12 protein-coding genes are annotated in these 14152 nt (G+C 73.8%); 2 read left to right on the forward strand and 10 right to left on the reverse strand.

What is annotated here, in order from left to right; genetic code table 11:
• Window positions 1–4: 4 nt before the first annotated feature.
• The 8 genes from cydD to deoC all read right to left on the reverse strand — a co-directional run bounded on the left by cydD (window position 5) and on the right by deoC (window position 8688).
• Entirely contained in the window at window positions 5–1684 is a 1680-nt protein-coding gene (gene cydD, locus AB0D28_RS02770) for a thiol reductant ABC exporter subunit CydD (RefSeq protein WP_357381490.1), read from the reverse strand.
• Window positions 1681–2688, reverse strand: coding sequence for a cytochrome d ubiquinol oxidase subunit II (locus AB0D28_RS02775; RefSeq protein WP_357381492.1), 1008 nt, complete (start codon window positions 2686–2688; stop codon window positions 1681–1683). Before AB0D28_RS02775 ends, cydD begins: the two co-directional genes overlap by 4 nt.
• An 11-nt stretch (window positions 2689–2699) precedes the next feature.
• On the reverse strand, window positions 2700–3947 hold the full coding sequence (locus tag AB0D28_RS02780; RefSeq protein WP_357381494.1) for a cytochrome ubiquinol oxidase subunit I: 1248 nt from the start codon (window positions 3945–3947) through the stop codon (window positions 2700–2702).
• Between the two features lie 103 nt (window positions 3948–4050).
• On the reverse strand, window positions 4051–4956 hold the full coding sequence (locus AB0D28_RS02785; protein ID WP_357381496.1) for a M56 family metallopeptidase: 906 nt from the start codon (window positions 4954–4956) through the stop codon (window positions 4051–4053).
• 10 nt (window positions 4957–4966) lie between these two features.
• On the reverse strand, window positions 4967–5425 hold the full coding sequence (locus AB0D28_RS02790; protein WP_357381498.1) for a BlaI/MecI/CopY family transcriptional regulator: 459 nt from the start codon (window positions 5423–5425) through the stop codon (window positions 4967–4969).
• Between the two features lie 50 nt (window positions 5426–5475).
• A complete protein-coding gene (locus AB0D28_RS02795; protein WP_357381500.1) occupies window positions 5476–6300 on the reverse strand; it encodes an aldehyde dehydrogenase family protein in 825 nt (274 codons plus the stop codon).
• Window positions 6293–7723: an aldehyde dehydrogenase family protein gene (locus AB0D28_RS02800; protein WP_357381502.1), complete on the reverse strand. Its 1431-nt coding sequence runs from the start codon at window positions 7721–7723 to the stop codon at window positions 6293–6295. Before AB0D28_RS02800 ends, AB0D28_RS02795 begins: the two co-directional genes overlap by 8 nt.
• A gap of 5 nt (window positions 7724–7728) precedes the next feature.
• Window positions 7729–8688 carry a deoxyribose-phosphate aldolase gene (gene deoC / locus AB0D28_RS02805; protein WP_357381505.1) on the reverse strand — a complete coding sequence of 320 codons (960 nt, stop codon included), beginning with the start codon at window positions 8686–8688 and terminating at the stop codon, window positions 7729–7731.
• 136 nt (window positions 8689–8824) lie between these two features.
• Between deoC and upp the strand changes: the two genes are divergently transcribed.
• Together upp and AB0D28_RS02815 are read left to right on the forward strand one after the other, a co-directional pair.
• Window positions 8825–9457: a uracil phosphoribosyltransferase gene (gene upp / locus AB0D28_RS02810; RefSeq protein WP_013284009.1), complete on the forward strand. Its 633-nt coding sequence runs from the start codon at window positions 8825–8827 to the stop codon at window positions 9455–9457.
• Between the two features lie 98 nt (window positions 9458–9555).
• On the forward strand, window positions 9556–10230 hold the full coding sequence (locus AB0D28_RS02815; protein ID WP_357381507.1) for a GPP34 family phosphoprotein: 675 nt from the start codon (window positions 9556–9558) through the stop codon (window positions 10228–10230).
• A gap of 87 nt (window positions 10231–10317) precedes the next feature.
• Here the strand turns inward: AB0D28_RS02815 and AB0D28_RS02820 are convergent, their stop codons facing one another.
• Both AB0D28_RS02820 and AB0D28_RS02825 read right to left on the reverse strand, forming a co-directional pair.
• On the reverse strand, window positions 10318–11982 hold the full coding sequence (locus tag AB0D28_RS02820) for a phospho-sugar mutase (protein ID WP_357381509.1): 1665 nt from the start codon (window positions 11980–11982) through the stop codon (window positions 10318–10320).
• Window positions 11983–12031: 49 nt separating this feature from the next.
• Window positions 12032–14044 (reverse strand): protein kinase, encoded by a 2013-nt coding sequence (locus tag AB0D28_RS02825; protein ID WP_357381511.1) that lies wholly within the window; start codon window positions 14042–14044, stop codon window positions 12032–12034.
• Window positions 14045–14152: the final 108 nt, after the last annotated feature.

Genomic DNA, 14152 nt, shown 5'->3' on the forward strand with positions numbered 1-14152 from the left:
GGGATCATCGGGGCACCGCCGGGCCGGTGGTGGTCGGGTGCAGTTCGGTGACCCGGCCGTCCTCGACGCGCAGGATCCGGTCGGCGTCGGCGAGCAGCGCGGGCCGGTGCGCGACGAGCAGCGCGGTACGCCCGGTGACCAGCCGCCGGGTCGCGTCCAGCACGATCGCCTCGCTGGCGCTGTCCAGCCGCGCGGTCGGCTCGTCGAGCAGCACGATCGGCGCGTCCCGGAGGAACGCGCGGGCCAGCGCGACCCGTTGCCGCTGGCCGCTGGACAGGCCGTGGCCGCGTTCGCCGAGGCGGGTGTCCAGCCCGTCGGGCAGCGCGTCGACCACCTCGTCCAGCGCGGCGCCGGTGACCGCGGCGGCGAGCGCGGCATCCGGGGTGTCCGGTGCGCCGAGGCGGATGTTGTCGGCGAGCGATCCGGCGAACAGGTGCGCCCGCTGCGGCACCCAGGCCAGCTCGCGCCGCCAGGCGTCGAGGTCGACCCCGGCCAGGTCCACGCCGTCGACGGTGACCCGGCCGGAGGTCGGTGCGACGAAGCCGAGCAGCAGGTTGAGCAGCGTGCTCTTGCCGGCGCCGCTGGGCCCGATGATCGCCACGCGGTCGCCGGGCCGGATGGTCAGCGTGACGTCGCGCAGCGCCGTGGTCCGTTCGTACGCGACGGTGACGTCCTCGAAGCGGATCTCGCCCCGGCCGCGCGGCGCGGGCCGGCGGGGCTCGTCGGCGGCGGGGGTGTCGGTGGCGGAGAGCGTGAGCGCCTCGTCCAGCGCGGTGAGCCCTTCCATGCTGGCGTGGAACCGGCTGCCGGCGGCTCGCAGCGGCAGGTACGCCTCCGGCGTGAGCAGCAGCACCAGCAGCGCGGTGGAGAGCGTGAGGCCGCCGCCGAGCAGCCGGATGCCGACCGGCACCGCGACCAGCGCCACGGAGAGCGTGGCGACCAGCTCCAGCACCAGCGCGGACAGGAACGCGATCCGGAGCGTCTTCATGGTGGCCTGGCGGTGGCCGTCGGCCATCCGGCGTACCACGTCGACCTGACCCCGGGACCGGCCGAACGCGCGCAGCGTGGGCAGCCCGGCCACCATGTCGAGGAAGTGCCCGCCGAGCAGCGACAACCGCCGCCACTGCCGTTCGGTGGCGGCCTGGGCCTGCCAGCCGAGCAGCGCGCCGAAGATCGGGATGAGCGGGATGGTGAGCGCGATGATCAACGCCGAACTCCAGTCGGCGAACACGATCCGGGCCAGCACCGCCACCGGCACCGTGACGCTCAGCACGAGCTGCGGCAGGTAGCCGGTGAAGTAGGGGTCCAGCGCGTCCAGGCCGCGCCCGGCCAGCGTGGCGAGCTGCCCGGCCCGCTGCCCGGCGACCCAGGTGGGGCCGTGCTGGCCGACCGCGCCCAGCAGATCGGCACGCAGCGCCGCCTTGACCGTGGCGGCGGCCCGCGCCGCCACAGTGCCCTGCGCCCAGCTCACCAGCGCCCGCCCGGCCACCGCGGCCACGAACCCGGCCAGCGCCGGCCGGTGCAGCCGCCCGTCGAACGCCGTCGCCAGCAGCGTCGCCAGCGCGGTGGCCTGAGCGATCACCAGCAGCGCGGTGAGCCCGCCCAGCACCGCGAGCACGGCGAGGTCGCGCCGGGCCGCGGGGACCCGACGCAGCAGACGCGGGTCGAACGGGCGGCGGTTCACCAGTACACCGGTGCCCTGCCGTCGATCCGTCCCCGGAACACCCACCAGCACATTGCCTGAAAGCCTAGTAGGGCCGGCAGGAGCGGTAGCGCGAGCCATCCCAACAGCGCCAGCGTGGGGCGGCTGGCGGCCGCCTCGGCCACCGTCAGCGACGCCGCCGGGTCGGCGGTGGAGACCAGGATCCGGGGCCAGAGCGCGGCCCCGACCAGCGGCGCCGGCAGCGCCAGCGCCGTCGCGGTCGCCGCGAAGGCCACCAGGGCCCGGCCCCGCCGCAGTGCCGCGCGGGCCGTCAGCAGCGCCGCCACGAGCGCCAACGGCAGGAGTACGGCCACCGCCGGCCGCGCCACCGCGGCGCGTACCCGATCGGAGAGCAGGCCCAGGACGGTGGCGGAGCCGACCGCGACGAGTGCGGCGGGCACCAGGCCGCTCGCCAGCCGGGCGAGCGCCGGGGCCTCGGCGGCGGGCAGCCGGAGCGTGAGGAACGTCGCACCGTGCACCGCCACCAGCGCGAGCAGCGCCAGCGCGGCGGCGGCGACGAACGGGGTGGCGAGATGACCGACACCGACCACATGGCCGTCCGCGCCCACCGGCAGGCCCTGGAGCAGCCCGGCGAGCAGCGCGCCCCAGCCCAGCGCGGCGAGTACGCAGCCGGCCACCACCACCCGGTCCCAGGCGGCGCGGGCGCTGGCGGAGACCGGGCGGCTGCGCAACTGCACCCCGGCGGTCACCAGCACCACACCGGCCAGCGCGGCGAGCACGGCCGGGTAGAAGCCGGAGAGCAGTTCGCCCTCCAGCCGGGGGAACGCGCCGAACAGGATGCCGACGGCCGCCACCAGCCAGACCTCGTTGCCGAGGAAGAACGGCCCGAGCGCGGCGAGCGTGGCCCGGCTCCCCGGTGCCGGGCCGCGCCGGGCCAGCAGCAGGCCGACGCCGTAGTCGTAGCCGCCGAGCACGAGGTAGGTGGCGAAGAAGAGGCCGAGCAGGGCGTACCAGGCGAGTTCCACGGCGGGCTCCCTCAGACGAACACGGACTGGTGGTGGGCGTCGGTGTCGGGCGCGGGCGGGCGGCCGAGCGCGGGATCGTGCGCGCCCCGGGCGGCGTGCCGGGCCAGCAGCGTCCAGTTGGTCACCGCGAGCGCGCCGAGCAGCAGACTGAACCCGATCAGTGAGGTGAGCATCAGCCCTGGTGAGACGGGCGAGACGGCCTGCGCGGTGGGCAGCAGCCCGTACGCGGCCCAGGGCTGGCGGCCCACCTCGCGGGCGATCCAGCCGAGCAGCATCGCCACGAAGGGCAGCGGCAGGCCGAGCAGGATCAGCCAGAGCGGGACCTTCAGCCGGATGATCCAGTCCCGCCATAGCAGCGGCAGCAGGAGCCAGAGGGCACTGAGCGTGAAGCCGATCAGGATCATGAAGCCGAGACCGACGTTCGACAACACCGGCGGTTCCCAGTCGCCGGGGCCGAACCGCGCGGTCCAGTCGGCGACGAGCGCGTCCCGGTCCGGCCCGCCGCCGAACTTGGTCGGCTGGAGCTGCGCGACCGGACCGAACTGGGCGAAGCCGAAGCCCTGGAGCATGCTGACCGCCAGCGCCGCGGTGACCAGGCCGAGCCGCAGCGAGGTGCGGAAGAGCGCGTAGTCGCTGGTGCGCCGCAGCAGGTGCCAGGCGCTCACCGCGGCCATCAGCATGCCGCCGGTGACCAGGCTCGCCGAGATGACGTGGCCGAACGCCATGCCGAACGTGGGGTTGGTGAGCAGCGCGCCGAAGTCGGTGAGGTGGGCGACGCCGTCGCGGACCTCGTACCCGACCGGGTTCTGGAGCCAGGCGTTCGCCACCATGATCCAGAAGGCCGAGGCGTACGCGGTGATCGCCACGCCCCAGAGCAGCGCCAGGTGCACGCCGCGCCGCAGCCGGTGCCACCCGAAGATCCACATGCCGAGGAACGTGGACTCCAGGAAGAACGCCACGAGCGTCTCGATGGCCAGCGGCGCGCCGAACACGTTGCCGACGTAGCGCGACAGCCCGCTCCAGTTCAGCCCGAACTGGAACTCCATCACGATGCCGGTGGCGATGCCCAGCACGTAGTTGATCACGTAGAGCTGGCCCCAGAACCGGGTCAGCCGCTCGTACACCGGCTTGCCGGTCAGGTAGCCGGCCGTCTGCAACCCGACCAGAAGCGTGACCAGGCCGAGCGTGACCGCCACGAACAGGAAGTGGATCGAGGTGGTGGTGGCGAACTGGAGGCGGGCGAGGAGCAGCGGGTCCACTGTCGTCCTCCCATGGGTTGGCTCTCTTGTCGTAGCCAAGCTACACGTAGCATCGCTACCTATAGAGGTGCGCGAACCCGGAGAAGTCCCGTAGGGGTCGGGGTCAGCTCAGGAACAGGGCGAACGGCAGGGAGACGAGCGTGCCCGCGACCGCCAGCGCCATCGCGCCGAGCACCCGCGGCGGGCGGTCCGCGTCGAGCAGCCGCTGCACGCGTACGTCCAGGTCGCGGTCGCCGAGTCCGAGCGTGCCGGCCGGCTGCACCCGGTGCTCGGCGGCGGCGAACCGGCGCAGCGCCCCGGCGAGCGGCGCGTCCGCGTGCAGTTCCCGGGCCTTGTCGTCGGCGCGCATCTCGACCAGCAGCGCCACCCGCGCGTGCGCGTCCCGCACCCACTGGAACCAGGGCAGCGCCCGGCACAGCGCGGTGAACGGCAGCAGCACCAGGTCGTGCCGCTCCTGGGCGTGTGCCCGCTCGTGGGTGAGCACCGCCGCCAGCTCGGCCGGATCGAGCAGATCGAGCGTTCCCGCGCTCACCACCACCCGGGGCCGCACCCCCGGCAGGCAGTACGCCGCCGCGCTCGGGTGGTCGAGCACCAGCGCGCCCGGCACCGTCGGGTCGTGCCGGGCCACCAGGTGCAGCAGCTCCCGGTGCCGGCGCTGGGCGCGTACCGCGCCGTGCAGGCTGCGTACCGTCGTGGTGAGCAGCACCACGCCGATGCCGAGACCGACGCCCACCAGGCTGAGGTGCACCGCGCCCACCCCGGCCGGCAGCGTGCCGTGGGCCAGGTCGTCGGCCAGCGCCAGCAGCGCCCACGCGGTCGCCCGGTCGTACGCGTCGAGCCCCAGCGCCATCGGCAGCCCCATGGCCGACAGGCCGAGCGCCAGCCCGACCGCCTGCCAGCAGACGATCGCCACCCGGGGCGCCCGCCAGGTCCAGCGCGCGACGGCGAGGACCTGCGCGGTCAGCCAGCAGGCCAGGATGATCGCGGCGAAGTGCAGGGCGTACGCCACGGCAGCCGCCCTACCGGTCCGTCGCCTCGTCGAGCGCCGGCCGGCCGGGCCGGGGATCCTCGACCCGGCCGACCGGTCCGTCCTCGACGGTCGCGGGGCCGGTCGCTCCGGCCTCGGCGCTGAGCGCGGCGCGGAGGACGTCCGCCTCCGTGCCGGTCACCGAGCGGGCGAAGCGCACCAGCGCGGCGTCCCGGCTGCCGCCGAGGTCGAGGGCTTCGAGCATGAGCTGGGCGATGTGTGCCTCGCGGGTGGCGGCGGGACGGTAGCGCCAGGCGCGACCCTCCCGCTCACGCTGCACCATGCCCTTGCCGGCGAGCCGGTCGAGCACTGTCATCACAGTCGTGTAGGCGAGTTCGCGGCCGTCCAGGGCGTCGGCGACCTCGCGCACCGTCACGCCGCCCGACGAGGCGGGTGCCGCGTCCCACAGCACGTCCATCACCGCACGCTCAAGGTCCCCCAGCCGAGTCACCCGGCAATCCTACCCCCGGTAGTAGATCCCTTCCGACCCCCGGCGTGCGGTCAGACGCCCTTCGGGTGCCAGACCGTCTTGGTCTCCAGCAGCGTGGTCATCCGGGTGACGCCGGGGTCGGCGTACCAGTCGTGGCCGGCCGGCGCCGGCCGCAGCACCCGCTTCAGGTTCTCCGCCGCCCTGACCTCCAGGTCGGCCGCCAGCTCGGCGTCGGCGACGCCGGTCAGGTCGATCGCGTTCACGTCCATGTGCGCGGCGAGCGTCGGCACGGTCTCGGTCAGCCGGCCGGTGAGGATGTTCACCACCCCGCCGGGCAGGTCGGAGGTGGCGAGCACCTCGGCCAGCGTCACCGCCGCCAGCGGCGCCGCCGGGGAGGCGGCCACCACCACCGTGTTGCCGGTGACGATCGCCGGGGCGATCACGCTCACCAGGCCGAGCAGCGCGGGCTCCTCGGGGGCCACCACCGCGACCACGCCCGTCGGCTCCGGCGCGGACAGGTTGAAGTACGGCCCGGCCACCGGGTTCGCGCCGCCGTACACCTGGGGCAGCTTGTCGGACCACCCGGCGTACCAGACCCAGCGGTCGATCGCCGCGTCCACCTCGTCGGCCGGGACGCCCAGGGCGACGAACTGCTCGCGCCGGCCCTCAAGCATCTCGGCGACCCGGTAGAGGATCTGACCCCTGTTGTACGCGGTCGCCCCGGCCCAGCCCTTCACCGCGGCGCGGGCGGCCACAACCGCGTCCCGCGCGTCCTTCCGGGAGGCAAGAGACACGTTCGCGGATTGCACGAGATACGACCGTCCCGACTCGCTGCGCGGGAACTTCCCGCCGATGAAGAGCTTGTACGTCTTGCGTACCGCGACCCGCTCAGACACTGAGGTACCCCTCCAGCCCGTGCCGGCCGCCCTCGCGACCGTAGCCCGACTCCTTGTAGCCGCCGAACGGCGACGTCGGGTCGAACTTGTTGAACGTGTTGGCCCACACCACGCCCGCGCGCAGCCGGTCGGCCACCCACAGGATCCGGGAACCCTTGTCGGTCCAGATCCCGGCCGACAGCCCGTACGGCGTGTTGTTCGCCTTCTCGACGGCCTCCGCCGGGGTGCGGAAGGTGAGCACGGACAGCACCGGGCCGAAGATCTCCTCGCGGGCGATCCGGTGCGCCTGGGTGACTCCCGTGAAGATGGTCGGCGCGAACCAGAAGCCGCGCTCGGGCAGCTCGCACGGCGGCGACCAGCGCTCCGCGCCCTCGGCGGACCCGGCGTCGGACAGCTCCCGGATGCGGGCGAGCTGCGCGGCCGAGTTGATCGCGCCCACGTCGGTGTTCTTGTCCAGCGGGTCGCCGACCCGCAGCTGGGCCATCCGGCGCTTGAGCGACTCCAGCACCCGGTCGGCCACCGACTCCTGGACCAGCAGCCGGGAACCGGCGCAGCAGACGTGCCCCTGGTTGAAGAAGATGCCGTTGACGATGCCCTCGACGGCCTGGTCGATCGGGGCGTCGTCGAAGACGATGTTGGCGGCCTTGCCGCCCAGCTCCAGCGTGAGCTTCTTGCGGGTGCCGGCCACCGCGCGGGCGATGGCGCGGCCGACCTCGGTGGAGCCGGTGAACGCCACCTTGTCCACGCCCTGGTGCTCGACCAGCGCCCGGCCGGTGTCACCGGCGCCGGTGACGATGTTCACGACGCCGGCGGGCAGGTCGGCCTGCTGGCAGATCTCGGCGAACAGCAGCGCGGTCAGCGGGGTGGTCTCGGCCGGCTTGAGTACCACGGTGTTGCCGGCGGCGAGCGCCGGGGCGATCTTCCACGCCAGCATGAGCAGCGGGAAGTTCCACGGGATGACCTGCGCGGCCACGCCGAGCGGCTTCGGTTCCGGCCCGAAGCCCGCGTGGGGGAGCTTGTCCGCCCAGCCCGCGTAGTAGAAGAAGTGCGCGGCGACAAGCGGCAGGTCGACGTCGCGGGACTCCTTGATCGGCTTGCCGTTGTCCAGCGACTCCAGCACGGCCAGCTCGCGCGAGCGCTCCTGGATGATCCGGGCGATCCGGAACAGGTACTTGGCCCGGTCCCGGCCCGGCATCGGACCCCAGACCTTCTCGTACGCGCTGCGCGCGGCGCGGACCGCGCGGTCCACGTCCTCGGCGCCGGCCTCGGCGATCTCGGCCAGCACCTCCTCGGAGGCCGGGTTCACCGACTTGAAACTGCCGCCGGAGGCCGGGTCGACGAACGCGCCGTCGACGAAGAGCCCGTACGAGGGCTTGATGTCCACCACCGAGCGGGACTCGGGGGCGGGTGCGTATTCGAACATCGCGTTCAGTCCAGGGTGAAGTAGTCGGGGCCGGCGTAGACGCCGGTCGTCAGCTTGGTGCGCTGCATGAGCAGGTCGTTGAGCAGGCTGGACGCGCCGAACCGGAACCAGTCCGGGCTCAGCCAGTCGGCGCCGGCCGTCTCGTTGACCATGACCAGGTACTTGATCGCGTCCTTGGTGGTCTTGATGCCACCGGCCGGCTTCACGCCGACCTGACGCCCGGTGGCGGCGCGGAAGTCGCGTACCGCCTCCAGCATCACCAGCGTCACCGGCGGCGTGGCGGCGACCGGCACCTTGCCGGTGGAGGTCTTGATGAAGTCTCCGCCCGCGAGCATGGCGAGCCAGGACGCGCGCCGCACGTTGTCGTACGTGGCCAGCTCACCGGTCTCCAGGATCACCTTGAGGTGCGCTGCCCCGCAGGCATCCTTGGTGGCCACGATCTCGTCGTAGACCTCCTGGTAGCGCCCGGCGAGGAACGCGCCCCGGTTGATCACCATGTCGATCTCGTCCGCGCCCGCCTCGACCGCCGCCCGCACGTCGGCGAGCTTGATCTCCAGCGGGGCCTGGCCGGACGGGAACGCGGTCGCCACGCTGGCCAGGTGCACGCCGCTGCCGCGCAGCACCTCGGCCACGTACGGGACCATCGACGGGTAGACGCAGACGGCGCCGACGTGCGGGCAGCTCGGGTCGGCCGGGTCGGGGCGCAGCGCCTTGGCGGCCAGCGCCCGCACCTTGCCCGGGGTGTCCGCCCCCTCCAGGGTGGTCAGGTCGACCATCCGGATCGCCAGGTCGATCGCCTCGGCCTTGGCGGTCGTCTTGATGGAGCGGGTGCCGAGTGCTGCCGCCCGCTGCTCCGCGCCGACCTGGTCCACGCCGGGCAGGCCGTGCAGGAAGGTCCGCAGAGCGGTCTCGGATCGTCCCAGCTCGGTGAGGTCCGACCGGGCCGACGTCGTTGTCGCCGTCATGCCCCGAATAGTACGCACCAGCGAGTCGGGTGATCTTGCTCACGATCCACGGGTCGTGAGCGTCATACGTGAGCGGTGTCGCTGGTCGTACCGCACCCGCCCTGCGCCGCGCCGCCAAACGGTAGGTTGAGCGATCGTGGACGTACACGTCATTGACCATCCGCTCGCCCAGACGCGGCTGACCGCCATGCGGGACGCCCGGACCGACTCGTCGTCGTTCCGGGCCGCGCTGCGCGAACTCACCACCATGCTGGTGTACGAGGCCGCGCGCTCCTTCCCGGTCGAGAAGTACTCGATCCAGACCCCGGTCACCGCCACCGAGGGCAGCCGGCTGGCGAACCCGCCGCTGCTGGTGCCCGTGCTGCGGGCCGGTCTCGGCATGGCCGACGCCGCGCTCGGCCTGCTGCCCGAGTCGTCGATGGGCTTCGTCGGCCTGGCCCGCGACGAGGAGACGTACGAGCCCCGCGCGTACATGGAGTCGCTGCCGCGCGACCTCAGCGGACTGCCGGTGCTGGTGCTCGACCCGATGCTCGCCACCGGCGGCTCGCTGGAGCACTGCTGCCGGCTGCTCGCCGACCGGGGCTGCACCGACATCACAGTGCTCTGCGTGCTGGCCGCGCCGGTCGGCATCGAGCGGCTGGAGCGCTCCGGCCTGCCGCTGCGCCTGGTCACCGCCTCCATCGACGAGGGTCTGAACGACTCGAAGTTCATCGTCCCCGGCCTCGGTGACGCCGGTGACCGCCAGTTCGGCGGCATGCCCCGCTTCTGAGACCGGTCCGGTGCGGGGGACGGCCCTCCGCACCGGGCGCCGGACCCACCCGGCGAGTCGATGCGCGGGGGTGCGGGGAGGCGCTAGCGTTCCGGGCCATGACTGGTGTTGCGCTCGCCGAGGAGTTGCTGCTCCTCGCGTATGACGACGAAACCGGCAAGGCCACCATGCCGCGGATCAGCCTGGACCTGGGCATGGCCGCCGCGGTGCTGGTCGAGCTGGCCCTGGCCGGACGGGTCGCGTACGCGGACGGGAACCTGGCGGTGGTCGACCCCGCGCCGACCGGCGAGCCGATCGCGGACGCCGTACTCGCCAAGATCGCCGCCGACACCCCGCACACGCCGTCGTCGTGGGTGCAGCGACTGCGGCACGGGCTGCGCGACCGGATCCTCTCCGACCTCTGCGAGCGGGGCGTGGTGCGGGACGTCGACGAGACCGAGCTGGGCTTCATCCACGTGCACCGCTACCCGGTGGCCGACGCCTCGGTCGAGGCGGACATCCGGGGGCGGCTCGCCGACGCGCTGACCAGCGGGCAGCTCCCGGACGAGCGGACCGCCGCGCTCGCCACGCTCGTCGCGGTGCTGCGGATGGAACCGGCGCTGGGGCTGACCGGCCCGGCCGCCGAGGACGCCGGCCGGCGGCTGGAGGAGATCGCCGCCGGGGCCGGGTTCTCCGGCACGGTGAGCCTTGACGACAGCGTGGTACGCCCGTCGATCAGCCTGGTCATCGCCGCGCTGGGCCAGGCCGTCGACGCCGCCCTCGGCAAGCGGTAAGGAAGGGCCCCCTCTTAACGCCTCCGGTAGAGGAAGGGCCCCTTGTTAACGCCAGGCGTTAACAAGGGGCCCTTCCTTACACCGGGGTCAGAGGCCTAGGGCGGCGGCGATCTCGTTGCGCAGCTCCGTGACCGCGGCACGCGCTCGCTGCCGGGCCGCCGGCACGTCGCCGCCGCTCACCGGCTCCACCACCTCCAGGTACGCCTTGAGCTTCGGCTCGGTGCCCGAGGGCCGGATCACCACCCGGGCCGCGCCGGTACGCAGGATCACCACGTCCGCGTCGGGGAGCAGGTCGGACGCCTCGGTCACCGGCTGCCCGAGCAGCGCGGTCGGGGTGGCCGCCCGGATCCGCGCCATCGAGTCCGCGATCACCCGCAGGTCCTCCACCCGCACCGAGAGCTGCTCGGTGTGGTGCACGCCGAACTCGGCTGCGAGCTCGTCCAGCCGGTCGAGCAGCGTACGGCCCTCGGCCTTGAGACCGGCGGCCAGCTCGGCGACAGTCAGCGCGGCGGTGATGCCGTCCTTGTCCCGCACGTGCTCGGGGGCGACGCAGTAGCCCAGCGCCTCCTCGTAGCCGTACACCAGCGGCTCCCGGCCGCCACCGGCCCGCACGATCCACTTGAACCCGGTGAGCGTCTCGTCGTAGGGCAGGCCCCGGGCCGCCGCCATGGCCCGGAGCAGCGCCGACGACACGATCGTGGTGGCGTACAGGCCGGTCACGCCGCGCCGCATCAGGTGGTCGGCGAGCAGCGCGCCCACCTCGTCGCCGCGCAGCATCCGCCAGGACCCGGCGTCGCGTACGGCCACCGCGCAGCGGTCCGCGTCCGGGTCGTTGGCGATGGCGAGGTCCGCGCCGGTGCGGTCGGCGAGCGCGACGAGCAGGTCCACCGCGCCCGGCTCCTCCGGGTTCGGGAAGCTCACGGTCGGGAACGCCGGGTCCGGCTCGGCCTGCTCGGGCACCACCCCGGGCACGCCGAACCCGGCGCGCGCGAACGCGGCGGTCAGCACCGCGGCGCCCACCCCGTGCAGCGGCGTGTACGCCACCCTCAGGTCGCGCGGTCCGGTCGGATCCACCACGGCGGCGGCCCGCTCGACGTACGCGGCCACGAGGTCGTCGCCGAGCACCTGACCGGCCGGGCCGAGCGGCACCGCCGCGAGCGGGCCGACGGACCGGATGGCCGCCTCGATCCCGGCGTCGGCGGGCGGCACGATCTGCGCGCCCGCGCCCAGCTCACCGCCGAGCCGTGCGCCCAGGTAGACCTTGTAGCCGTTGTCCTGCGGCGGGTTGTGGCTGGCCGTCACCATCACTCCGGCGACCGCGCCGAGCTGCCGGACCGCGAACGCCAGCACGGGCGTGGGCAGCGGCCGGGGCAGCAGCAGCGCCGGACGGCCCGCACCTGTGGCCACCTGCGCGGTGCGCTCGGCGAAGGCACGCGAGCCGCGCCGGGCGTCGTACCCGATCACCAGCGGGCCCTCGCCGCCCTGGGCGGCGAGCCAGCCGACGAGCCCGGCGGCGGCCTGGGTGACCACGGCGAGGTTCATGCCGTTCGGCCCGGCGCGCAGCGGGCCGCGCAGCCCGGCGGTGCCGAAGGTCAGCGGACCGGCGAACCGGTCGGCCAGGTCGGCCGCCGTGCCGGGCAGCCCGTCGAGGACCGCGCGCAGCTCGTCGCGGTCGGCCGGGTCCGGGTCGTCGGCGAGCCAGCGCTCGGCCCGTACGCGAAGGTCGTCAAGGTCAGTGGTTTCCGCCGCCATTGCCTCATGAAAGCACGGCGGCGGATCACCACTGGCCGTCGGCCTCGACTCAGTTGGCCGCCGTGAGCTGGAACGAGCCGGCCATCGCGTCGAAGATCGGCTTGCTCTCGGCGAACCGCGCGTCGGTCGAGGAGAGGTAGAACGAGTAGACCTTGCCGTCCTTGACCAGGCCCCGCCAGATGCCGTGGCGCATGGACTCACCCTCGCCGCAGGTGTATTCGAGCTGGCCGCCGGTCTGCCCGGCCAGCGGCTGCTCCGAGACCGACACCTCGGTGTAGGGGGCGGGGCAGTTCTTGCTCTTGGCGCTGTTCTTCTTCAGGTTCCGCGACGCGAACTCGGCCCAGCTGATCGAGGTGCCGCCCCACGGCTCGGCGATGACCCGCACCTTGCGGCCCTCGTCCTCCGGGTCGACGTAGTCGACGTAGAGGCCGCCGGTCTGCCGCTGCCAGCCCTTCGGCACCTGGATGGTCACGCCCTTGACGGTCTGCTCCTGCATCTCCACCGGGGAGGCGGCGGCCGAGTTCGACGGCAGCGTGCCCACGATCGGCGGGGGCGCGTCGTCGCCGCCGCTGGTCAGCGCGATCACGCCCAGCAGCAGCACCACGGCGAGGCCACCGGCGGCGGCGAGCTGGACCTTGCGCGGCCACGCCTTCACCCGGCCGAGCAGCCCCTTCGCGCCGCCGCCACCGGCGGTGTCCGGGGCGGTGGACGGGGTGGTCCACGGCTGGCCGGTGCCGGGCACCGACCACTGGTTGCCGCCGTACACCGGCTGGGTGGCGTCGACGGTGCGGCCGTACGTGGCCGGCACGGCGGTGGGCACCGCCTGGGTCGCGTCCGCGGCGCCCTGGCCGAGCCGGACCGTGGCGTCCGGCGAGATGCGCTGGGCGGCCTCCGGCGTGCCCGGCCCGGACATCGCGCCGGTCGGCGTGTGCAGCGGACCGGCCAGCGCGTCGGCGCTCGTCTCGTCCAGCGCGGCCGTCGTCGCCGGCTTCTCGGCCGTGGGCCGCTCACCGCGGCGCAGCGCGGCGAGCCGGTCGGTGAGCGACTCTTCCGGGCCGATCATCGCCCGGCCGCCGATCTGCCCGCTCGGCTTCGGCTCCGCCGCGATCGCCGGCGGCGTGGTCGGGCGCGGCACCGGCACCACCGCGTACGGGTCGGTGACCGAGTTGACGGCGGTGGCGGTGCTGGTCAGCGGCCCGGCGAGCAGTTCGCGCAGGTTGGCGCGGGCCCGGTGCACGTCCATCCGGCGGGCCGGGTCCTTCTCCAGCAGCCCCATCAGCACGCCGGTGAGCGGGCCGCTGCGCTGCGGCGTGGCGGGCGGGTCCTCGACCACCGCGTGCATGGTCTCGATCGGGTCGCCCTTGTCGAACGGTGGCCGGCCCTCGACCGCCGTGTAGAGCGTCACGCCGAGCGAGAACAGGTCGCTGGGCGGCCCGAACTCCTGGCCCATGGCCCGCTCGGGGGAGATGAAGTGCGGCGAGCCGAGCACCATGCCGGGCGTGGTGAGCTGCACGTCGGTGGGCATCCGGGCGACGCCGAAGTCGGTGAGGACGCAGCGGCCGTCGGTGCAGATCAGCACGTTCGCCGGCTTGACGTCGCGGTGCAGCACGCCGATCGCGTGTGCCACCTCCAGGGCGCCGAGCAGCGCGATCCCGATCTTGGCGACGGCGCGCGGCGCGACCGGCCCGTCCTCGATCACCATGTCGGCCAGGCTGCGGGCGTCCAGCAGCTCCATCACGATCCAGGGGCGGCCACCCTCGGTGACCACGTCGTAGACCTGCACCACTGCCGGGTGCTGGATCGCGGCGGCGGCGCGGGCCTCCCGCAGTGTCCGTTCGTAGAGCGCGTCGCGGTCGCTCGGGGCGAGCCCCGGCGGGAGGACGACCTCCTTGACCGCCACATCACGGCGCAGCAACGTGTCTGTGGCCCGCCAGACCGTGCCCATGCCTCCGTTGCCCACCGGGGAGCGCAGCGAGTAGCGACCACCGATGGTGGTGCCGGGCGCCGCGCGTCCAGTGGGAGGACTGGCCGGTCCGCCGCTCCACGTCGGAATCTGAGTCACAGAAAAGCCACCGGGGGATATCGAGGGGGCTGGGACACAACCCCTCTATCTTGCTGGTTCCGACGCCCGATGCGAAACCCGACGCGGCGGGCGTTTACCTACTCGACG

It is taken from the genome of Micromonospora sp. NPDC048169, assembly GCF_040652815.1.
Taxonomy (GTDB): Bacteria; Actinomycetota; Actinomycetes; order Mycobacteriales; family Micromonosporaceae; genus Micromonospora.

Coding starts and splice junctions, on each gene's coding strand:
- AB0D28_RS02800 (WP_357381502.1), bottom strand. CDS start 7,723: ATGTTCGAATACGCACCCGCCCCCGAGTCCCGCTCGGTGGTGGACATC.
- deoC (WP_357381505.1), bottom strand. CDS start 8,688: ATGACGGCGACAACGACGTCGGCCCGGTCGGACCTCACCGAGCTGGGA.
- AB0D28_RS02815 (WP_357381507.1), top strand. CDS start 9,556: ATGACTGGTGTTGCGCTCGCCGAGGAGTTGCTGCTCCTCGCGTATGAC.
- AB0D28_RS02820 (WP_357381509.1), bottom strand. CDS start 11,982: ATGGCGGCGGAAACCACTGACCTTGACGACCTTCGCGTACGGGCCGAG.